Here is a 22,888-nt window from a genome sequence, read left to right on the forward strand (position 1 = left end):
GGTTAGAAAGAAAAGTACGGGTAATCCGGTCGGATTACCCGTGCCATTAAGCAAATACAAAATAGTAAATTAACGGATAATCACTTTTTCTGAAACGGATTTACCGTTTGCAATTACCTGAATAATATAAGAACCTTTTCTCAAATCGATATTTGTATTACCTTCTGAAATTTGTTTATTCCCGAGCAATGAACCGCTAACCATATCATAAATATTTACGATTGCCTCAGTAGCCGACAAAACAGAAACTTGCGTACCGGTAGCAATTACCTTAATGCCGGATTTATCGGTTACAGCAGGCACTGATATTCCTGAAGTCGGATCATTTTCGGCAAACATTACAATATCGTCGATCCAAAATGTCTTTCCGGTAGTATTACAACTGAATGCGAAGTAAGGAGTTACCATATTGTCTGTACCTTCAAAAACAAACGTATACGGAGTCCATTCGGTAGTCAGTGTCGCCATAGGCGTTCCTTCTTTAGGAGATTTTTTATCTTCAGCAAGATAAGAACCTAAACCTAAAGCCGTAGATTCTTTTTCCCCGTCATAGAATAAACCGTAAACGGTCTCTCCGCCTTCCGCACCTTTCGCCCAAAAACGAACGGTTACTTTATTATCCGTAGCTTTCAGATAAGTTACAGGCGCTTGAGAGCGGCACTGATAAAATTCTTTTTCAAGGTCTGGAGCAGGTGTATATTTCCCAGATTTAATACCGCCATGAACATTTCCTTCAGCATCATCTTGGGCCCAATCCATTCCTCCGTTTTTACTCCAATTATAAGTCGTTTCAAATCCCGGATTTCCTAAATAAGCCGGGGTCAGAAAAACATTATCGATATACCATTCTGCCGAATTTGCTGAAAATCCGAACGCAAGTATCGCATCATCCACAGCCTCAGACAAAGTAATGTCAAATCTCAAAGTCATAAGAGTTACCCCCGCGCTTGTATTGATCTTCTGTGCAGCAGGAAGATACACGTTATTTGCTGTTGTGGTAGCCCCATCTGCAGACAGATCGACGCCTTTCAATATACCGACACTGAAAGTTCTTGTTTCAGCAGTATTCACGGCACAGATATCAAGCGTCAACGTATATTTTTGAGCGGTCAAAGATGGTAAAGAGGTATAGACTCCGCCATTAAAACGATTTTTCAAATTAGTATCAGTGGTATTATCCCCAGCGCCATTACTTTTCACATGAAGAATACCGTCCGATACCTCGCAAGTCGCCACGGATCCACCATTCCGAGAATATTGTGTCCAACCTGTCATATCGGTATCAAACATACTGTTCGAAACTAAATTTTGAGCAGACATGTTCATCCCGAACAAGACAGCTGCCGTAACCAGTAAAATTCTTTTCATAATTATGAGGTATTAAAATAAGTAATTATTTAATCTTGGTCAAAGTCACTTCATCGATAAAGAAATCGATATCCGGCTCTTCCAAAGTAATCAGAAAACGGGCATTATCAACACCTTCCTGATCATCGGTAATGGTAAATTTCTGAGTAAATTGTTGCCATTCGGTAGTCACTTTTTTCTTAGGAGACCATGGCGATTTAAAATCTCCCAAATAAGGTGCTGTAGAAGGTTTTATCATCACTCGCAAACTTGTACGCTCTGCTGCATTTTTAGAAGCCTTCGCATAAAAAGTTATTTCATACTGACCCGGTTCTAAAGACAAATTTTGATAGATATAATTGTCCCAAACCGGTTTCTCGCACTTATTTACGGTAACTTTCAGTCCCTTTCCCTTGAACCCTTCACATTCCGAAGTTTCTATTCCTCCTCGTTGAGCTTGATAATAAGCCAACCATTTACCTTGTGTATTTTTTTGTCCGGTAACTACTGCCGGAATACCATCTTCAAATCCGCCGTTTTCCAACAGATTTTCTTGAGCGAAAGCCGTAAGTCCGAAACACAGACTCAACAGGCAAAATAGCATTTTTTTCATTGTCATTCTTTTTAAGATTAGTATTTCGTTGTTTATTGGGCTATCAACTTGAATTCCACCGGACGACCATCGATACAAGTAGCAGTCAGGCGAGTATTTCCATTTTCTTGTTTTATAACGACCTCATCATTATCCGATACATTCTTCCATTTCCCTTTTAGAAGAATACTTTTTATAAGCGGCCGTGAAGGTTTGGCCGTCGTATAAGTTTTCTCTTCCAAATTCAGATTCGGATCGCAAATACTCATCACCAAAGTCTTTTTATCTGTCGGACGCAAAAGAATCAATGTTTCGGCATCAGAGGCAAGCAAATAATCATCCTTTATATTGTCCAAAGTTTCAAACATAACATACCCCACCGTACCACTCGGAATATCTTTTACAATATGTGCATAATGATCTTTTCGAAGTATCTGATAAGGCAATCCTTCTTCCGATGCTATTTCTTTTGCTTGATCAGGAGTCGGCTGTACCAATACCATATACTCGTATTCGGCATTATCAGGAGATACACCGTGATTCAGGTAAGCTGTTACGAACTTACCTTCGGTTTCCGACTTCTGCTTGTTATCCCTGGATTTTTGTTTTTGCCTTAAAATACGCAAGTCTTGTCCGGCAGCAATCCGGTAATAATTACCTTTTGTATCAGATAAAAGTACAGATGATTTTTCTGAAATCGTTTTTTCTATCGGAAGACCGACAATTGTATCCGAACCGAGCAATATAGGTTCAGAATTTCTTTTCAATGCCAGTTGAAACAACGTGGTTTCCGTCGGATATTCTTTATTATTATTAGAGATATTCGATCCTAAGCATACCAAACGGTTTTCAAAGCAAAAGACTGACTTTCGGGCTACGAATCCGGGTGTAAAATTTTCCCGATCTTTCTCTTTCAGCTTAAAAACGAATACTCCTTGTTTTCCTTCCAAAGATGACGCTCCAGAAAAATTTTCTTCAGAACGCTCCATCAATGTTCCCGGAAGAGGATTTTCAAGCTTTTCTAACGGAAGATGTATTGTTGTTGTTCCCGGAACACGATTCCAATCCCAGCCATCTTCGACAAATCCGCTTGCAAAGCTATTGACCGGACGACCGGATGCTAAAATCTGTACCGATCCATAACTCTGATAACGACCGTAACGGTTGTCTTTTGTATATATTTCGGAACACCAAACATCAGTATTATATCCCTTCAACGTCACCATCCAATTTCCAAAACGATGTATTCCCAAAGCTCCATAATTATAGACAAAAAAGCCCTGTGGCGATGAAGCTGCTTTAATACCAGCTTGTTCAAATTTTCTTTTATATGGAGACGAAGTCCTGTTCAGTCTCAAATAATCGGCAGCCAGCTCTTCATCGATCTTATTCCCCGATCCGGTAAGGTCTCCTCTATCTGCCAACAAAGCAAAAGTTTGTACTGCATCATTCGAAATCGATCCGTCAAAAGGATGTCGTCCGGCTATACCCAGTCCCCAATCTTTTAAATTACAGTAATTCCGCATTGTTTGCAATGCAAGCTTTACATTACGAGCTGCATCATCAGAAATAGTAAATTCTGTATGGTTCGTCAGCTCAAGATATTTTCCGATAGTAGCAAAAGCTCCAATCGAATATGCTGGATATAAACCTCCATGATGAAAAGTAGTACCATCAACTTTAATTCCTCCTATCGTTCCGGGAGTGAAGCCCAAAGATCCGCTTACCCAACGGCTCAAAGCTTTCATACTACGAACCTGGTCCCTCATATCCGGCTGAATAAGAGCGCTTATTACTTTCGCTGTCAATAATGTATTCCACGAATCAAGTAATTCGTCTCTACCATACTGATAAGGAATCCGTGTCTCCGCTAATCCGCTCCAATATGCCAAAGTACGACGAATATTCTTGTTTAAAGGAGTTTCTTCCTTTAATAAATCACGCATCATCCATGCGGCTTTATAAATATCCCGAATCTGGTATCCGTAATGGTGATTAGTTCCCAAACCGCTCCCAAAAGCAAAACCTTGCTGCATTGCATATTCGAATACGTCAAAGAAAGCTTGTTTCGATTCTTTATTTTTGTTGTAATACCAATCTCCGGCAAAACCGAATAACATGGTTTCCAGATCAGACAAACCGATCTCTCCTGCGTTCTTATTCAACTCATCATTAGACACTAGCGGAGCACCTGTTATTTTTCCGTCAACCCTATGGATACTAGCTTTCTCCGCAATGGATAAAGCCCGGGTAGCATTACCTTTTCCGGTTTCCGGAGCGACCTGATCCGTCAATCGACGGGAGAGCAACTCTATATCTTGTCTCTGTGATGAACCAACAGACGCTAAGGGCAGATCATATTCATAATGTTCCCATTCATACAATCGAGCCCAATGCCAAAGAGTCCGAGATAGTTTTGTATTATTCAAAGGAGTCTGATAATCCGGAGTCGCTTGATGATGAACTCCTTTTGCAGGAAATTCGACCCGGTCGATTAAAAGAGTTCCCGTTTTTAAATTTTCAGGTGTAGTCATCGTCCAACGTACCAACTCTTTACTTTTATGATCTCCCTGCATATTCTCAAAGCTGATCCAACAAGCTCGCCATCCGGAAAATCCGAGATGATAATCGAACCAATAAGGAATCGATCCATCGGCTGCAACAAAAGATATTCGCAACGCAGCATTCACAGGTTCATCATTATACACCCACATCGTCAATCCGCCTTTACGAGTTCCGACAGCCTTTTGCAACAATGAAGGGTTATCAACAGTCAGTACAGAAGGAGAAAACCACTGCCATTGAAGAGAAGCAGTTCCCTTTTTTACAAAATCCTTATTCAAAGATAATTTAGCCGAAGTTGCAGAAATATATTCCGGAATAGAAACATTCCAGTCGATTTTTTGAGAGTATCCGTTATAAGAAAACAGAACAATCAGAAGCAAGGCCAACCATTTTATTTTCATAGAGAGTGTTTTTCGTTTGATGCAAATATCCTTAATAAACATGAAAACCAGAAGTAATAAAAAGCTCTGCATATCCCATAAAACAAAAAATGGAACAATTTCAATAACCCAGATTCAATTTTCCGAAGAAAAGAAAAGGACTGCACACAGAAGATGCAGTCCTTAATTATAATAAGCATAGTTAAGGTTATTCTTTTTCTTTAATAGTGAAGGTCACTTCCTTTATCGTACGTGCCGATCCATAAACATTTTGATTTCCGGCAATAAAAGTGACAGTATATGTGCCCGGCTGAGTATAAACATAGGAATATGAAGGAAGTCGCACATTGATATTTTTCAGGACTCCGCTATTTTCATCCGGATCGCAAGTATTGAATTTTAAGGACTTGGTAAACAACCAATCATCTGCATTATTGGTATAGTCTGTTTCATTAGTACCTCCACCAAGATACATAAAGCTATTTACCCGTGTCAATGATGAACGCAAATCCCACACTCCCGTACAAGAAGAACTTCCGGAACTGTTATCAAAATAGGGATCTCCCTGTTGTGCATGTTTAGGATTTGTATTCGGATTACGGTCAAACGTTTGTAATCCTAAATCTGACAAGTTCAACGTTGTAGTATTTCCGTTTTTATAAATTGTCGTTATCGCCACGCTATAAAAATCCCATCTTTTTAAAGCACTTGTTCCATCAAAATCTGCTTTATAATGAAAAGCGAGAGTCATCTCAGAAGTACTGTAAGGCGTAAGGTCGAAAGATGTTGCCGTTCTGTTCGAAAATTTACTTTCCAATAGTTCTCCATTACCGCTCAATAAGGTAGCATCAGACTCAAAATCGGCAACACGAGAATCGTCTGTAGCAACATCTTTACTTAATCCCGGGAAATCACCGACAAATAAAGACAGTGTATTGGTGACTTTCCCGTAGCGTGCCTGAGCCTCAAAATTCAGAGTCACAGATTCTATCTCTTCCAGAGGTAATTCGGTACGTTCCCTATTCGCATATTTATGCCCTTCTTCTCCGGACCACCAGGTTATATAATCCGGATTTCCGTCAAAATTAAACACGACCGGATCTCCTGCCTCGTATGTATTATCGGAAGCTAAAGAGACGTTGAAGTCAACACTGTCATCCACATCCAAATCATTACAAGAAACTAAAAATGCACCGACAGCCAATATATAGATTGAATTTCTGATTTTCATAATTTTCCGTATTTAAAGTTTATCTCCACGCTTGATTCTGCTGTAACAAATTATTCAATCCGAGTTCCCGGGTAGGAATAGGTAACCATTGATACCTATCCGATGTTGCACCGTTCGTCGCATATATCAGCAAATATTGCCGACCGCTCGACCAACGGGAATCGGTTGCATACAGACTGACTTTCTCCATCGCACTTTTATATTTACCCCAACGGATCAAGTCCATTTTGCGTAAACCTTCAAAACAAAGTTCCCGACCCCGTTCATCTTCAATCAAACGCTGAAAATCCTGAGGATCTGTAATATTGACTTCATCAGCTTTAGCACGACGACGAACATCATTCACATAGCCGATCGATTCGACAGAAGGCGATCCGTCTGCCTGATTTTGCGCTTCGGCATACATTAACAACACATCGGAATAACGCAGCAACGGGAAATTAATCGGTGTATAATTTTTATCGCGAGGAGTTACCAACTCATATTCCCGACGGAACTTACCGGCATTTCTTTCGATATATTGCGTACGTGTAGCATATTGCTTTTGTCCATCTTTTAAATCCGGTTCTCCATTATTATTCAGTTTCACATCTCCTATATATTCCCAATTCTTTTTCCAATAAACCGTCGCATCGTCTCTTTTTTGGAATCGATAAGGAGCTATATTCCAATCTCTACGCTCATCTTTATTATACTTCTCATTCAAAGGATCATCTTCATCTTTTGTAGAAATAAGTTCCGGCGTACCGTCACCGTCAAGGTCATTATATAAATCCCACAAACCCGGAGTTACACAATACCGGCCATAGCTATATCCCAAAGAAGTCTGAAGTACATCCGCATTCTGAATACCGCAGATCAAGCTACCGATACGTCCGGCATTCGTATGTGAATCCTGACGGTTTCCTTTAAATTCAACTTCCCATATCGATTCTTCCGGATCATAAACGTCTGTCGCTAAATTCTTAAATACTTGGGCATAACCTTCCATATTCAACGCATGAGTCATCGAACCGTCCTGCGGATGAATAACCTCTCCCGCCCAATATTTAGCTTTCGAATACAGTTCGGTTTCATTTGTCGGCCAACCGGCTCTCTTCAAATATACGCGGGCAAGAATACCCTTTACTGCCGAACGGCTTACACGCCCGGCTCCCACGACCTGTATCGTTCCTATTGAATAGTTTTCTTCATCGGTAAGAACTTTTTCCATCTCATCTGTTACAAACTTCAATACTTCAGCTTGAGAAGTAGCCTTTATATTCGGCACATAATTATCGGTATTGGTCTGAGCTGTCGTAATCAAAGGCACGTCTCCCCAACTTTGAGCCAAAAGGAAATAGAAATAAGCCCTTAGAAAAGTAGCTTCTCCCCGATACATTTTTTTATTCGCCTCGCTTACCGGAGAATCGGTTATTCGTTCAAGGAAATAATTGGCATTATTAATTCCTTCATACAAGCCCTGCCAAATAGAAGCCAAATCGGCATCATTCGCTGTATAATTATTATTAGGCAATCCTACCTCTGCCGTACTGGAAGTATAATAATAAGTAAGATCGTCCGTACCTATTGCCTGATAATATTTTTCACCATAGCCGCTCGAACTGTTCAGAGTATTGTAAATTCCTGTAAGTCCCATAAATGCCTCCGTGTCATCTTTATAAAAATCATCCGGATTAATGAAATCACTCGGAGTAGTTTCTAAGAAATTACAAGCAGTGAACAATAACATCGTGCTGCCCCAAAATATATTTTTAATTGTTTTCATTTTCAAATTCGGATTTTATCGGTTAAAAACTAACATTTAGGCCTACTGAGAAGTTATAAGCCCGAGGATAAGCCGAGTAGTCAAAACCCGGAGTCAAGGCAGAATTACGTACAGAAACTTCCGGATCATATCCTGTATAAGAAGTCCATGTCCATAAATTTTCTCCGGAAACAAATATCCGGGCACTGGACAACATCAGTTTTTTCAAAACTCTTTGAGGGAAATTATATCCTAAAGTCACAGATTTCAAACGCAAATAAGAACCGTCTTCGATTACACGTGAAGAAAATACGTTCGGTTGACTTGCCGCACGGGGAATATCGCTATTCGGATTTTCCGGAGTCCATCGATCGGCATACGAAGCAAACATATTGGTTTCTCTTTTCCATAATCCGTTATCGAATAATAACCTGTTCGCATTTAAAATGTCATTCCCGTATGACCAAGTAAAGAAAATATTCAGATCAAAATTTTTATATTTGAAATTATTCGTGAAACCTCCGGTATGGATAGGTTGTCCTCGTCCTATAATCGTACGGTCATTATCATCAACAACTCCGTCACCGTTTATATCGACATATTTGGCATCTCCCGGCTGAATCGTGGAACGATCATTCCCATTATTGGGAACATTCGACTTCAAAGTGTAATTTCCACCCGACACATCAAAATCCTCATATTTATAAGTCCCGTCATAAATATATCCGTACATTAGCCCCAACGGTTTACCGACCTGAGCAATATAAGACGGCTCGGCGCTATAAGCATTATCAAAGGTAACCGTACTCAACAATGTTTCCTGGTTACGAGAGAGTTCTTTTACCTTACTTTGATTAAATGCAATATTGAAATTCGTCGTCCACGTAAAATTCTTATTCTGGATATTGGTAGTCTCCAGTGTTATTTCCAAACCTCGATTCTGCATTTTACCGACATTCAAATAGGTAGATGCATATCCGGTTGTATAAGGAAGATCAGCCTGAAGCAACAAATCTCGTGTAAGTTTATGATACAAATCTACCGTCAGTGCTACTCTATCGTTAAAGAATCCGAGATCAAGTCCGAGATTAGTCTGTTCGGTCGTTTCCCATTTCAAATTCTTGTTTTCCAAACCGGTCAATTTATAAGCAGTCTGGTAACTGTTCCCAAAAGGATATTCAAATGCAATTTTCGAAGTCATTTGTCCCAATGAGGCAAAATCCGACACACGGTTATTCCCCGTAGCACCCCAACCTAAACGCAATTTACCGTTAGATAACCAATCTTCGAACGAAGCCATAAAATCTTCCCGGTTAAAACTCCATGCCACAGATGCCGAAGGGAAATACCCCCAACGGTTTTCTTTAGAAAATTTAGAAGAACCATCGGCACGGAACGAAGCCGTAATATAATATTTCGAATTGTAATTATAATTTACACGGGCAAGATAAGACATCAGCATATTTTCTCCGATAGTGGACTCGGATAATATAGGAATACCGTTGTCCATACCAGCCATGCCCAAATCTTCATGAGAGATATTCTGCACATCGTTTCTGAAGTAATTAGAATAATTTCCTTGAAACGTAGCCGCCATAGCCGAGAAATTATGTTTACGCTTAAATACTTTAGAGTAATTCAATACATTCTCATTTACCCAGCTATGATCATCATAATGGCGTACCGACGCATTGACACCTTCAGAGCGGGTGGCATTACCATAACGTGTTTTCGAATTATTGAACTGTTCGTTCTGACGTTTTTTCAATCGATAACTTCCGGAAACTTTCAATTTCAATCCCGGAATAAATGTGTATTCAGCGTATGCATTAGCTTGAAAATCATCCTGTATCAAACGACGATATTCATTCTCTAAAGACAAAATCGGGTTAAAACGATAGTCATTGTTCGTCGGTACGGTCGGATCCCATAATAATGTACGCAAATCAGTTCCATCATAACTTACAGGCCGATATCCCCAGACACTATAAAACAGACTGTTTGTTGCACTACTCGAAGCAACGGACGGAGAAGCTCCATTCGTTATTCCCCGGGCGTAATTTCCATTAACATTTACTTTCAATTTCGGACTTATCCGCTGATCAAGGCTAAAACGTCCCTGAAAACGTTGATATCCGGAATTTAATAAAATACCTTCCTGATTCAAATACGATAATGAAGCAGTATAACGAGTTTCGGCTGTTCCTCCGGTCAAAGAGATGTAATGATTATTAGTAAAGGCTGTCCGGAAAATATCATCCTGCCATTTAAACTGATCGGGATAATTACGATAAGACTCAAGTGTCCGCCCATTACTATAATAAGAAGAACTTAAATCACCTTGTATCTCTTCCTGGAGTTTTACAAACTCATAAGCATCCATCAACTCAAGTTTTTTTGTCACTGTAGAAACGCTGAAACTACCATTATAAGAGATTTTCGGTTTGCCGATCTGCCCCTTTTTCGTTGTAATAATAACGACTCCGTTTGCTCCCCGGGCTCCATAAATAGCTGTAGCCGAAGCATCCTTTAAAAAGTTCATCGACTCAATATCGTTCGGGTTCAAAGATGCGGCATCGGCATCTTCTACAGGAAACCCGTCAATTACGAACAGCGGAGAATTATCCTGAGTAATGGAATTTCCCCCACGGATCACGATGTTAAATGCCGAACCCGGCATACCTTCATTAGAAGAAACTTGAACTCCGGCAATACGACCTGCCAGTGCTTGGTCAAAACTAACTACCGGAGTTTGCAATATATCTCCCAAATTAGCTTCGCCAACAGCTCCGGTCAAATCTTTCCGGCGAACTTCCTGATAACCGACAACGACAACCTCATCCAAGTCTTTAGAGGTCTCTTTCATAACAACCGTCATCGGTTTCTTTAAATCTACTTTCTGTTCAACTGCTCCGAATCCCAAAAAAGTAAAACGGAGAATTGCATTTCCATTTGGTACCGAAATACCGAACTTTCCGTCTACATCAGTTGTTGTACCTTTTGTTGTACCTTTTACAAGAATACTGACACCCGGAAGCCCGGCACCCGACTGATCGACTACGGTTCCGGTCACATTTTTTTGAGCTTGCAATGCCAAAGCACCGAAAGCACACAACATCACTAGGATAATCCTTAGTTTATTTTCTTTCATGAGTCTTGGTGATATTTGATTAGGGTTATTGTTTCAAAACTAAATTGCATTTTGCGTTGTTCTTCTTCTAAAACCGAAAAAGAAATATCCGTCGATTATTAAAAGACAAAGAGGAATTTTGTGTTCCATGGAAATATTCATACAATTAATTCGGGATTATTATACACTTCAAATTTTCGGCTAATATAGATACATTTAAATGAGATACATCCGTTTATACCGCCAAGCATAGCCCATAAAATAAAAAATGGAACTCTTTAATATTTTCCGAATAATCTTCAAAAGGAGTCCCGTTTTTTTGATACAAATTATATAAGAATATAGGACATGCTTCTTGTATAAAAAGAATCGATGAATATCATTACAAATTATCTTAGCACCAGAAAATAATTCAAGACATTAACTAATCAAAAAAAACACAAAGCCCATCTATGAAAAAGACACTCTTTTTTGCAGGTTTATCACTATTGTCTCTTTTTAGTTGCATGAAAAACACCAAACACCAAGCAGGACAAATCGATCCGGTGCAGAAAGGTATAGAAACGGCAACTCAACAAATAGGCAGGCAAGTCGAAATCATTGAAGATTCCGGGAAATTTCTGAACCCGAGAACTGTTTATAACGGTGTAATCGAATATATTCCGGCAGATGACTGGACCAGCGGATTTTTTCCCGGAACAATGTGGTATATGTACGAGCTTACCAATGATAACAAATGGAAAGATTTAGGAATCAAATACACCGAAACATTAGATTCGATAAAATATCTCAAGTGGCATCATGATGTAGGCTTTATGATTTATTGCAGTTATGGAAACGCATATCGATTAACCGGAAATCCGGCATACAAAGATGTGATTATAGAAACGGCAAAATCTCTATCCTCTCGATTCAGACCTGTTGCAGGTGTCATACAATCATGGGATGAAGACCGGGGTTGGCAAGGGACAAGAGGTTGGATGTGTCCTGTTATTATCGATAACATGATGAATCTCGAACTTTTGTTCGAAGCGACGAAATTAAGCGGAGACTCGACATACCGCAAAATTGCGATTAGTCATGCCGACACGACATTGGCACATCACTTCCGGCCGGATAACAGTTGTTATCATGTCGTAGATTATGATAAAATAAAAGGAGGAGTACGCAGCAGGCAAACAGCACAGGGATATGCAGATGAATCTTCTTGGGCTCGCGGACAAGCATGGGCTTTGTATGGTTATACCGTATGTTACCGTGAAACAAAAGACAAAAAATATTTGGAACAGGCTCAAAAGGTCTATGATTTTATATTCAATAATAAAAACATGCCTGAAGATTTAGTGCCCTATTGGGATTTCGATGCACCACATATCCCGAACGAACCTCGTGACGCATCCGCGGCTGCTGTAATAGCCTCGGCTTTATACGAATTAAGCACATACGACAATTCCAAAGAATATAAAAAGACGGCAGATCAAATTATAGAATCGTTATCCAGTCCGGCTTATTTAGCGATTGTAGGGACAAACGGAAATTTTGTACTGATGCATTCCGTGGGAAGTATCCCTCATCACAGTGAAATCGATGTGCCTCTAAATTACGCCGATTATTATTATCTGGAAGCACTGACTCGCAAAATAAATCTTGAAAAGAAATAAGAAATAAACACTCATTCTTGACCTTTATTATCTTCAGGAATCAAGAATGAGTGTTTCTATTCCGTACGATTAAAAACGTATTCTTAATGAAGTTATTCGGCAGACCTATAAAAATACAAGGAAAATTTATTCCGTTTTTTAGGTATGAGACTAACCTCAAGATATTAATTGATCCGTGATTTTATTAATCACTCAACCAAATACCGACAAACAATATAAATCTTATGTACTATTTCAAACACATATTCTTCCTGTTATTTCTGACAATACCCTTTTCCATAACAAGAGCCCAAATCAGAGAATTTACCCACCCGGAAATCATATCATTCGAAGATTCGACAGATCCGGTAACCGCAGGGAAGAACTCTAAAGTCTCTTTATCGAACAAACACTATAAACATTTAGGACACAGCCTTCAATGGAATTGGGACAAACCGAATGCTCAGATTTTTATCAATCAACCGATAGGCTACTTGTCTCAAAATCCAAATCCTAAAGAAACTTCGCTTTCTACTTTCATATTTTGGATTTACAACCCGAAAGCTATCTCTTCGGGAAAACTGAAATTCGAATTTTTAAAGCAAGGAAAGGTCTGTTCATGGTTTGAATACGGAATGAACTTCACCGGATGGAGTGGAGCATGGCTTATTTTCAACCGGGATATGCAAGGAACTCCGGAAGAAGGAATGGACGAGCTTCGTATCACCGCCCCCAATACAAACTATGGCGAAATATTCCTCGATCATATCATTTTATCTTCATTCCAAGACGTACGTCATCAAACAGCAGATTTTCAAGCACCTTATATCAATCCGGAAACAACCAGTCATTGGTTAGTATTACTTAAATCATGGGAAAACGATTTCGATCTCCCGATTCCGGCCCGAGTAAGTCCCTCCGAACAAAAAAGTATAAACGATGTAGAAACCCGGCTCAAGCAATTGCTTCTTCCTAAAAAGCAGCCGGATGTCACAAAACTGAAAAAACAATTCATTGCATATAATATTACAGAAAATTCGGACGGTTCAATCTCTGGATTACCGATATTCTTTGAACGTTTTGGAGAAGCTTATGCAAATCTCGGAGGAGAGAACTATGCAAAAATCTACGCTAACCCTATGGGATTAAGAAATTGTGTAAATTTCATGTATAACCTTGCAATAGCCTGGAACAATAGTACAAATAATAATGAAAAAACAGAATTAGCAAACATGTTTATCCTGATGACACGCCACATGCTCGATCAGGGATTTCGTGCAGGAAGTGCTATGGGAACACTTCACCACTTAGGGTACAGCATGAGAAATTATTATCCGGCAATGTTTTTGATGAAGGATGTCCTTATAAAAGCAGAATTAGACCAAGACATTCAGCGAGCAATGGAATGGTTTGCCGGTACGGGAGAAGTAAAACTAAAACCCGAAATAGACGGCATGGATATAGATGCATTCAACACGAGTTTAATAGGGCGTCTTTCGAGCATCATGATGATGAAAGATTCTCCCCAAAAAGTAACCTATCTACGCTCTATTTCGCGTTGGATAGACAACGGGTTGCACTTTTCGGACGGGACGATGGGTTGTTTCAAAATAGACGGCTCGATATTCCACCACCGTCACAACTATCCGGCTTATGCCGTAGGAGGATTGGACGGAGCGGTAAACTCGGTCTGGTTGTTGCGAGATTCGGAATTTGAAATCAGCCGCCAAAGTCATGAGAATCTAAAATTTGCACTTCTCACCATGCGCAAATATTGTAATCTCGTAACATGGCCTCTATCTTTATCAGGAAGACATCCCGATGGAAAAGGAAAACTCATCCCATGGCATTACGCCCGATTAGCCGAAGTAGGTAGTCCTGATAAAACGGAAAAGATAGATACAGAACTCGCATCTGCCTATTTGCGACTTAATAACGGGAAAAAAGACAGTTACAGTAAAAAATTTACAAAAGCCGGAATAATACCGGAAAAAGCTCCTGAAGGAAACTGGGGGATCAATTATTCATGTCTAGCCGTACATCGCCGAGAAAACTGGCTGGCAACAGCTATGGGACACAGCCGATACTTATGGGCTACCGAATCTTATATCGGAGCAAACTATTTCGGACGCTATCTGAATCACGGGAACTTACAAATATTAGGTTCTGGTAATCCCATAGACATGTTCGCATCCGGTTTTAATCAACAAGGCTGGGACTGGAATCACATACCCGGAACAACAGCAGCAGTAATACCGATGAAAGATCTTAAAGCCGATATACGTCAAGTAGATGAAGTCTCTGGATATGAAGAGATGCTCCTTTCCGACGAATCTTTTGCAGGAGCAATATCCAGCAAAAACCGAAACGGAGCTTTCGGAATGAAATTGCACGAGCATGACAAATATAACGGATCATTACGAGCCCGTAAATCTTATTTCTTCTTCGATAACCGAATCATCGCATTAGGCTCTGATATAGAAAGTGCTCTCCCGGATGCCCCGGTACATACGACACTATTCCAAGTATATCTTCCGGAAGAAGAGAGTCCTATTTTCATAAACGGAAAGAAAATCTCCGATTTTCCGTATGAAAAACGTTTATCAGAGAAAACAGCCATGCTGGGCGACGGTAAAAAGAATTATTACCTGATACGCAACGGGAATATCATCGTACACAAGACCCTGCAACACTCTCTTGACGAGGAGACATGTGCCCCGACAGAAAATAACTTTGCATTGGCGGCCATTGACCACGGGAAAACTCCCCATAATGCATCTTATGAATATATGGTCCTTATACAACCTTCGGAAAAAGAAAAAAAGCAATATCAAAAATCGGGAGGCTATATTGTCTTGCAACAAAACAAACAAGCTCATATCGTAAGAGACAAAGCAACTTCTACAACCGGATACGTACTTTTTGAAGAGGGCGAAGTAACTGTAGGAAACGAAATACTGTCTGTCAATCATCCTTGTTTAATAATGACAGCTAAAGAAAATAAAGATAAAATGACAATCAGTGTTTGTGATCCGGATCTTCACTTCTATGAAGGACCGGCAGACGAACAGTATGACAAAAACGGGAAACGAATAGAACGAAGTGTTTATTCTCGAAAATGGATAGACAATCCTTCTGCAAAATCGACAATAAAAATAAAAATAAACGGAATATGGAACTTAGAAACACCATCTGATTACATAAAAATATCCGGGAAAGACACAAAAAGTACATTCCTCGAAGTTTCTTGCCGACACGGCATGACCAGAGAAGTAAACCTGATTAAAGATTAAACGCAATGAAAACATCTAAAAAATTTCTATTCGCAGCTGCGGGATTATCTTTGACAAACGGAATTCCTGTTACGGCTCAAAATAACATTCAAGACCGAAAACCGAATGTAATCTATGTTTTCCCCGATCAATTCAGAAATCATGCCATGGGATTCTGGGGCGAAAAAGGGTTCAAAGAACATGTCCGGTTTAAACCTGATCCTGTAATTACTCCCAACCTGAATAATTTTGCAAGAGAATCGGTAGTATTGACCTCTGCCATGAGCAACTGTCCCTTGAGCAGCCCGCATCGAGGAATGTTACTTTCCGGCATGTATCCGGATGGAAGCGGAGTTCCGTTAAATTGTAACTCAGATCGCCCGATAAGCAGTCTCCGAGAGGATATAGAGTGTATAGGAGACGTCTTTAAGAAAAACGGATATGACTGTGCTTATATCGGGAAATTACATGTTGATTTCCCAACTCCGAATAACCCTGAAGCTCCGGGAACTTATGTAAACAACGATACCCCAGTATGGGATGCCTACACTCCCAAAGAAAGACGGCACGGATTTGACTACTGGTATTCTTACGGAACTTTCGACATTCACAAACAACCGCATTATTGGGATACCGACGGCAAACGCCATGAAATAAGGGAATGGTCTCCGAAACATGAAGCGGATAAAGCGATAGAATATCTGAAAAATACCGGAAACGTACGAGATACATCTAAACCGTTCTTTATGGTTGTCAGTATGAATCCGCCTCACAGTCCTTACCGTACAATTGAGGATGTCATGGAAGAAGATTACAATCTTTACAAAGATATCCCCTTAGACAAGCTATTAGTACGTCCCAATGCTAATCCTCAAATGGAAAAAGCCCAATGTGCCCCCTTTTACTTTGCTTCGGTTACCGGAGTAGATCGGGAATTCGGTCGTATTTTGAAAGCATTAAAAGATTTGAGGTTAGAAGAAAACACGATTGTCGTCTTTTCTTCTGATCACGGAGAAACCATGTGCAGCCAAAACACAAATGATCCTAAAAATTCACCTTATGCAGAATCTATGAATGTTCCGTTTCTAGTTCGTTATCCAGAAAAATTAAAACCTCATGTAGAAGACCGACTATTACTTTCATCTCCGGATATCATGCCTACGGTACTCGGCCTAGCCGGACTGTCTCGACAGATCCCGGAAACCGTACAAGGTACGAATTTTGCACCGGTAATATCAAAAGAAAAAAATGCGCCTAAATTGCCCTCAGGAGTACTGTATTTAAGAAACTTGAACGGAGAAAAGAATGCCGATGGCAAAATTATCTCATACTTTCCTGAGGCACGAGGAATCAAAACAGAACGTTACACGTTAGCCATATCTATCGATAAGCAACACAATATCAAGCATATTTTCTTTTATGACGACATTAAAGATCCTTATCAGATGAATAACCTGTCTATAACGGAAAACCAGAAAATATTCGAGGATTTATGCAGACAAATGGGTCAATTACTGAAACAGGTAAATGATCCGTGGTATAAAGATCGCATCTTAAGTTCTAAAATACCGTATTAAAGATTCGTTTAAATTTATAGTTTATGATACCGGAGTCATTCTGCATTGAGCAAAATAACTCCGGTAATTATTTTAATGCCTGTTTAAATTTTACTCTGATCAGGTTCAAAAGATTTTTTCAAGGATGTTCTTCTGTTTCGATAAAGAGCATAGCGGGTTAGGTTATACAACATACAAACGTAGAGAAACAGATTAAAAAGAGATGCAAAAAGTTTGGTTATATAAAACTCTTTATCGGAAATTTTTAAACGGACTTGTAAGCTGCAAATCAACGGTCATTCAAATTGTATGATTATCGTCCTTTCTCCAATAAATCTTTCATTTTATATTTCATGCAGTACATATCAAACCCTTTAGCCCAATAATCTTTCTTGATTTCACTCAGTACAAAGCCATGCTTCTCATAAAACCCATATGCCAATTGAGATGTCCTTACCATTATTTCCCGAACACCTTCGATAGTCTTAAGCTTATCGATCCTATATCTAAGAAGCTGTGACCCGAATGATCTCCGCTGATATTCCGGATGAAGAATGTCCCAACTAATTTTCGCAACCTTCCCATTCTTCACAAAATTTATACCACCACAACCGACAATATCGCCATCAAAAATCAAAACATAATAAAGTTCTCTTTTATTTTCCAAATATTCATTTAAATCAGCTTCTTCCTCTAATGCAAAATATTCAGGCGTATTTAATCTGATTAAATTCATCACAGCAACTTTATCCGCCGGACCATATTCCCTAATTGTAATTGAATTTTCCATTTTTCTACTTAATAAAAATACTTTCCCAATATACCCAACTCAATTGTTAAATATACAACAGATTATTCCCTTTCAATATCAGAATCTGAAACTCCAAAGATAAAATATATATCTTTCTTATCTGACAAAATTACATTTCATGTTCAAGAAAACATTTCGGTTTGAAAAAATTTCACCACAGTTCTACATAAATCACCTGCCTCGATCAGAAAAACTTTCTGAACATATCTAAATCTTTTCCTGCTCTTTTGTGTTTATATTATAAAAACTGAAAAAATGATCATCTACGACCTTTTTTTCAAAAAAAAGAGTATATTTGCTAAACGGATTTATACTATTTCTTACAACTGTTTAGAAATAAATATTTTATAACTTAAATGAAACGCATTATAAAAAAAATTTCTGCGATTCGTTTTTAATGCCGTATTTATGTTCGGATTCGCCAGACAGATCACTATCGTACTACTCCTATGTATCGCCAATGTCGGTTACTTATCGGCATTTAACGGTAATGTAGATCAATTTCGTCTTAACTTCGAACTCCCTTCAAGATCAGTACAATGTATAACGCAAGATAAACAAGGGCTTATATGGATCGGAACAAACGATTGGGTTGCTTATTACGACGGATACTCTTTACAAACTCTTCCCTTACCTCAGAATGTAAATCACGGTTTTTATAAAAGAATTTATTCACTCCAAAACGATACACGAGACCGAATGTGGATAGGTACTCCGTACGGAGCTTTCAGGTACGATAAACGGAACAGAGAAATAGTTCATTTTCTACCGAACGAAAATGACATAAATAGTAAAAGCAACGTTATTTACAGTATTGCATTATCTCCGGATAACCAAATTTGGTTAGGTACGCGAAACGGTATATACCAGTATGATGAACCTTCGAATAAACTGTTACTGTCTCCACTGTTTGCCCACCATAAAACATTCAACGAGGCTCTGAAAAGCGAACGGATAGCCAAATGCATCTATTTCGACAAGATGGGACTTTTATGGGTGGGAACTGAAGGTAACGGTTTGGTCGTAATCAACACAAAAGACCGGACACATCGAAGTTTTCATTACTCTCTTACAGATAGTACGACCATTTCAAGTGATTTTATCGAAAATATATATGAGGATAGTTTCGGCTCATTATGGATCGCAACTGCCGACGGACTGTGCCGATTACGAAGAGATGATAATAATTTTGAAAGATATAATCAAATCGGAATCAACGGATTGGTAACCGACATGACAGAAGATAAAACAGGAACATTATTTCTTGCTACAGATAACGGCGTTGCAATTTTTAATAAAAAGGAACAATCCGTCGAATGGTTAAAAAACAATCCGGGGAGTGAGAACACTCTTTTGAGCAATGATGTAATGAGCATCTACAAAGATCGTTCCGGAGCTATCTGGTGCGGAACGTCCAAAGGAGTATGCCGCATCGAAAGGCAACCCCGATTTCCTTTGCTTCAGAATCTCCCCGAATCGGAGAATTCCCTTAGTAATAATTCCTTGATCTTCTTGCAAGCAGATAAAGCCAAGAATCAACTATGGATAGGAACAGCAAATGCCGGAATAGACCGTTACGATGTAGCAACCGGACTATTTACTCATTATTCGCTTTCTGCCTTAAAACTACAACCCGGATATAATCAAATACGAACAGGGATTTTACTGCAAAACGGTAACCTGTTATTAGGAACAGGAGGGGGATTATTAGAATACAATACTTTACAGAATACTATATATCCCAAGATATTTAATCCTCAAACAGAACTGAAAGAAATATATGCATTGCTTGAATCTCGCAACGGAGATATTTGGATGGGAGTCTTAGACAAAGGCTTATACCGATACGATAATAAATCAAACAAAGTAGAAGAGGTATCTTTACCTGTCGAATACTCCGGGAAAAAAGATGTTTATACGAATATCAAAGTATTATTCGAAGATTCGGAAAATAATATCTGGATTGTTTTTTATCAAGGAGGAATAGGCCGTTACTCTCCTGCAAACAAAACGTTAGATTTATATACCCAAACTTCGACTCACAACGGACTAAATGACAACATCGTATGGGATATCGTGGAATTACCGGATAAAATGCTTGTATTTGCAACCGGATCAGGAATAAGTTTTTTCAATTTGAAAACCAAAACTTTCGAAAAAAGAAAGAATTTTAATGCCGCAATCAATGGATCTGTAACTTCCATACTTCCGGTATGGCCTGATTATCTATGGTTAGGGACAGAACAAGGTATTGTCCGCATTTCCATGACAGGAAATAATATTATTCGCTTTAGCGAACGAGACGGACTTCAAGGACCTCTTTTCAATTATCAAGTTGCCGCAGCACTTCCTCCCTATCTCTATTTCGGAGGGAATAACGGATTCAATAAAATCGATACTCGGATACAATTCGACAACAGTTTTATTCCATGGCCGTCGGTATTAAAAATCCAAAACGATAACGGAAGCATCGATGTAAATCAATTACAAACAGAAAATAATATTCCGGCACTTTCTCTTTCATCGAGAAATCATCTCTGCGAAATTGCATTTTCCGCCTATTCTTATCAGAATGAATGGAGAAATCGTTACCAATACAAAATATTGCCCAAAGACTCCGTTTGGAAATGGGTAACTTTCGGAAAAAACAGTATTATGCTCCCGTCTTTAAAAAGCGGAAAATATACATTGATGCTACGCGGAGCAAATTCGGACGGGAAATGGGGAGATGCCCACGAAGTTTTAATCATTCGGGTAAAAAGTTTTTGGGCAATCGTAATCTGGAGTATATTAGGTGCTATCGCTTTATTCGGATTTCTACTTTACCTCTTAAACAAGAGATATCCTCATATTCTGAAAAATTACCAGAAAATCTTATCAAAAAAGAAAAACAAGGTTCTTAAAAATCCTGTAAAACTAAAAGAGCCGGATGAGAAAAATCAAAAGATAGTAAATGCTCTTATCGCAACTATGGAGACAGACCATCTTTATACCAATAAACGTCTCAATAAAGCTCAATTGGCTGCAGTATTGAAGCTTACGGAACTGCAATTAGCACAAATACTAAAAGAGTACATAGGAAAAGGATTTGCCGATTTTGTCAATTACTATCGGGTGGAAGCTGTGAAAGAAAAACTAAAAGACCCTAAATATAAAGATATAACATTAATGGGGGTTGCCGACGAATGCGGTTTTAATTCCAAAACTTCATTCTACAGAGTATTTAAAGAAGTCACAGGTATTACCCCAGCTGACTATCTAGAGCAATTAAAGAACAAACGGTAAAAGTCTTAGAACCTGTATAAATTTTACTCAAGTTTGGTTTGAGAGTTATGGATGTCCTTTTGATTTTGATAAAAAATAAAGGAACAAACCAAAAAGAAGAGCGCAAAGATATGCTGACAGAATTTCTGCATCGGAAAAACCAGACAGTCCCTTAAAACAATAGTGTCATTCTTCGAATTGTTCCAACCGTATTTGATCACCCTCTAAAACAGCATAAGAAAAATAATTGATCCAATCCCCCAAGATAATCACCCTACTATCTCTACGTATCATCAAATCTAACATGATATGACGATGCCCGAAAACAAAAAAATCGATATGAACAGGCGACTTTTCAAGATATTCTTTCGCATATCGAACCAAATATTCATTCTCTTCTCCGCAATAATCTTTACAATTACCGGTCTGTCGGCTATGAGAAGACCACTTATGTGCAAATGCAACCGTCCAACGGGGATGAATTGCCGAATATAACTTCTGACAAAATCGATTATGAAAAACAGACCGTATAAAACGAAAAATCAGCGGAGTATCTCCTAACCCGTCACCATGAGCCAAATAAAATGTCTTTCCGTTTAAATCGACAATTTCCGGAGTATAATGCACCTTTACACCTAATTCACCGGGTAAATAATCGAATATCCATATATCATGATTTCCGATAAACCAATGCACATCTATCCCTTTATCTGTCAATTCGGCAACTTTACCGAAAAATCGGGTAAATCCTCTTGGAACGACAGTCTTATATTCATACCAATAATCTAATATATCTCCCATCAGATATATTGCTGAAGCATCCTCTTTAACCGAATCGAACCAACGCACCACTCTTCGCTCATTCTCAAGCGGATTTTCTAATGTTCGTGCGCCCAAATGCAAATCGGACAAGAAATAGATTTTTTTCATTTAACGGCACTTTATAAAATAAGGATATGGAATTCGTTTTTACAAAAAACCGAGTTCCAGTTTGGCCTCTTCACTCATCATATCCTTATCCCATTCCGGTTCAAAAACCAACTGAATATCGACACTCTTAACATCATCTATGCTCTCGACTTTCATCCGGACATCTTCAATGATAAAATCTGCTGCCGGGCAATTTGGTGCAGTAAGGGTCATCTCTATATGGACATTCTTCTCATCATCTACCTCAATAGAGTAAATCAACCCTAAATCATATACATTTACTGGGATTTCCGGATCATAAACCGTACGGAGCATCTTCACGATTTTTTCCTCAACAGTCAATATATCATTTTCTTTTTCTTCCATAATGTAGTATTTATCTTAACGAAGGTAGCTAATTTTTACGGAAACTCAAAACAGAGA

Annotated in this window: 13 protein-coding genes; 4 read left to right on the forward strand and 9 right to left on the reverse strand. The window is 38.9% G+C overall.

Features of this window, described 5'->3' with window-relative positions; genetic code table 11:
• Positions 1-69: 69 nt before the first annotated feature.
• From QUE35_RS07670 to QUE35_RS07695, 6 genes are all read right to left on the reverse strand, one after another.
• Positions 70-1,368 carry a T9SS type A sorting domain-containing protein gene (locus QUE35_RS07670; RefSeq protein ID WP_022603071.1) on the reverse strand — a complete coding sequence of 433 codons (1,299 nt, stop codon included), beginning with the start codon at positions 1,366-1,368 and terminating at the stop codon, positions 70-72.
• A 25-nt stretch (positions 1,369-1,393) separates the two neighbouring features.
• Positions 1,394-1,960, reverse strand: a complete 567-nt coding sequence (locus QUE35_RS07675; RefSeq protein ID WP_022390062.1) for a carbohydrate binding domain-containing protein — start codon at positions 1,958-1,960, stop codon at positions 1,394-1,396.
• Between the two features lie 32 nt (positions 1,961-1,992).
• Positions 1,993-4,905 (reverse strand): chondroitinase family polysaccharide lyase, encoded by a 2,913-nt coding sequence (locus tag QUE35_RS07680; RefSeq protein WP_022603068.1) that lies wholly within the window; start codon positions 4,903-4,905, stop codon positions 1,993-1,995.
• 187 nt (positions 4,906-5,092) lie between these two features.
• Positions 5,093-6,115 (reverse strand): DUF5017 domain-containing protein, encoded by a 1,023-nt coding sequence (locus QUE35_RS07685; RefSeq protein ID WP_022603067.1) that lies wholly within the window; start codon positions 6,113-6,115, stop codon positions 5,093-5,095.
• Positions 6,116-6,134: 19 nt separating this feature from the next.
• On the reverse strand, positions 6,135-7,883 hold the full coding sequence (locus QUE35_RS07690; protein ID WP_022603065.1) for a RagB/SusD family nutrient uptake outer membrane protein: 1,749 nt from the start codon (positions 7,881-7,883) through the stop codon (positions 6,135-6,137).
• A gap of 22 nt (positions 7,884-7,905) precedes the next feature.
• On the reverse strand, positions 7,906-11,013 hold the full coding sequence (locus QUE35_RS07695; protein ID WP_022603063.1) for a SusC/RagA family TonB-linked outer membrane protein: 3,108 nt from the start codon (positions 11,011-11,013) through the stop codon (positions 7,906-7,908).
• Positions 11,014-11,444: 431 nt separating this feature from the next.
• On the opposite strand from QUE35_RS07695, the gene QUE35_RS07700 reads away from it, so the two are divergent.
• From QUE35_RS07700 to QUE35_RS07710, 3 genes are all read left to right on the forward strand, one after another.
• Positions 11,445-12,653, forward strand: coding sequence for a glycoside hydrolase family 88 protein (locus QUE35_RS07700; RefSeq protein WP_031258955.1), 1,209 nt, complete (start codon positions 11,445-11,447; stop codon positions 12,651-12,653).
• A gap of 224 nt (positions 12,654-12,877) precedes the next feature.
• The gene (locus tag QUE35_RS07705; protein ID WP_022390056.1) at positions 12,878-15,925 is read left to right on the forward strand and encodes a chondroitinase family polysaccharide lyase; all 3,048 of its coding nucleotides are present in this window, start codon (positions 12,878-12,880) and stop codon (positions 15,923-15,925) included.
• 5 nt (positions 15,926-15,930) lie between these two features.
• Positions 15,931-17,481: a sulfatase family protein gene (locus tag QUE35_RS07710; RefSeq protein ID WP_022603061.1), complete on the forward strand. Its 1,551-nt coding sequence runs from the start codon at positions 15,931-15,933 to the stop codon at positions 17,479-17,481.
• Positions 17,482-17,773: 292 nt separating this feature from the next.
• Here QUE35_RS07710 and QUE35_RS07715 read toward each other — a convergent pair whose 3' ends face one another.
• Positions 17,774-18,250 carry a GNAT family N-acetyltransferase gene (locus tag QUE35_RS07715; protein WP_022603060.1) on the reverse strand — a complete coding sequence of 159 codons (477 nt, stop codon included), beginning with the start codon at positions 18,248-18,250 and terminating at the stop codon, positions 17,774-17,776.
• A 429-nt stretch (positions 18,251-18,679) separates the two neighbouring features.
• Between QUE35_RS07715 and QUE35_RS07720 the strand changes: the two genes are divergently transcribed.
• On the forward strand, positions 18,680-21,556 hold the full coding sequence (locus tag QUE35_RS07720) for a two-component regulator propeller domain-containing protein (protein ID WP_022390054.1): 2,877 nt from the start codon (positions 18,680-18,682) through the stop codon (positions 21,554-21,556).
• 165 nt (positions 21,557-21,721) lie between these two features.
• Here QUE35_RS07720 and QUE35_RS07725 read toward each other — a convergent pair whose 3' ends face one another.
• Entirely contained in the window at positions 21,722-22,465 is a 744-nt protein-coding gene (locus QUE35_RS07725; RefSeq protein WP_022603058.1) for a UDP-2,3-diacylglucosamine diphosphatase, read from the reverse strand.
• A gap of 39 nt (positions 22,466-22,504) precedes the next feature.
• Positions 22,505-22,831 carry a metal-sulfur cluster assembly factor gene (locus QUE35_RS07730; RefSeq protein ID WP_022391273.1) on the reverse strand — a complete coding sequence of 109 codons (327 nt, stop codon included), beginning with the start codon at positions 22,829-22,831 and terminating at the stop codon, positions 22,505-22,507.
• Between the last annotated feature and the right edge of the window lie 57 nt (positions 22,832-22,888).

Source organism: Coprobacter fastidiosus (assembly GCF_030296935.1).
GTDB lineage: Bacteria > Bacteroidota > Bacteroidia > Bacteroidales > Coprobacteraceae > Coprobacter > Coprobacter fastidiosus.

Excerpts from the sequence above, each read along its gene's own strand:
- QUE35_RS07705 (WP_022390056.1), top strand. The coding sequence starts at position 12,878 with ATGTACTATTTCAAACACATATTCTTCCTGTTATTTCTGACAATACCC.
- QUE35_RS07685 (WP_022603067.1), bottom strand. The coding sequence starts at position 6,115 with ATGAAAATCAGAAATTCAATCTATATATTGGCTGTCGGTGCATTTTTA.
- QUE35_RS07675 (WP_022390062.1), bottom strand. The coding sequence starts at position 1,960 with ATGAAAAAAATGCTATTTTGCCTGTTGAGTCTGTGTTTCGGACTTACG.
- QUE35_RS07695 (WP_022603063.1), bottom strand. The coding sequence starts at position 11,013 with ATGAAAGAAAATAAACTAAGGATTATCCTAGTGATGTTGTGTGCTTTC.
- QUE35_RS07720 (WP_022390054.1), top strand. The coding sequence starts at position 18,680 with ATGTTCGGATTCGCCAGACAGATCACTATCGTACTACTCCTATGTATC.
- QUE35_RS07700 (WP_031258955.1), top strand. The coding sequence starts at position 11,445 with ATGAAAAAGACACTCTTTTTTGCAGGTTTATCACTATTGTCTCTTTTT.
- QUE35_RS07730 (WP_022391273.1), bottom strand. The coding sequence starts at position 22,831 with ATGGAAGAAAAAGAAAATGATATATTGACTGTTGAGGAAAAAATCGTG.
- QUE35_RS07680 (WP_022603068.1), bottom strand. The coding sequence starts at position 4,905 with ATGAAAATAAAATGGTTGGCCTTGCTTCTGATTGTTCTGTTTTCTTAT.
- QUE35_RS07670 (WP_022603071.1), bottom strand. The coding sequence starts at position 1,368 with ATGAAAAGAATTTTACTGGTTACGGCAGCTGTCTTGTTCGGGATGAAC.
- QUE35_RS07715 (WP_022603060.1), bottom strand. The coding sequence starts at position 18,250 with ATGGAAAATTCAATTACAATTAGGGAATATGGTCCGGCGGATAAAGTT.
- QUE35_RS07725 (WP_022603058.1), bottom strand. The coding sequence starts at position 22,465 with ATGAAAAAAATCTATTTCTTGTCCGATTTGCATTTGGGCGCACGAACA.
- QUE35_RS07710 (WP_022603061.1), top strand. The coding sequence starts at position 15,931 with ATGAAAACATCTAAAAAATTTCTATTCGCAGCTGCGGGATTATCTTTG.
- QUE35_RS07690 (WP_022603065.1), bottom strand. The coding sequence starts at position 7,883 with ATGAAAACAATTAAAAATATATTTTGGGGCAGCACGATGTTATTGTTC.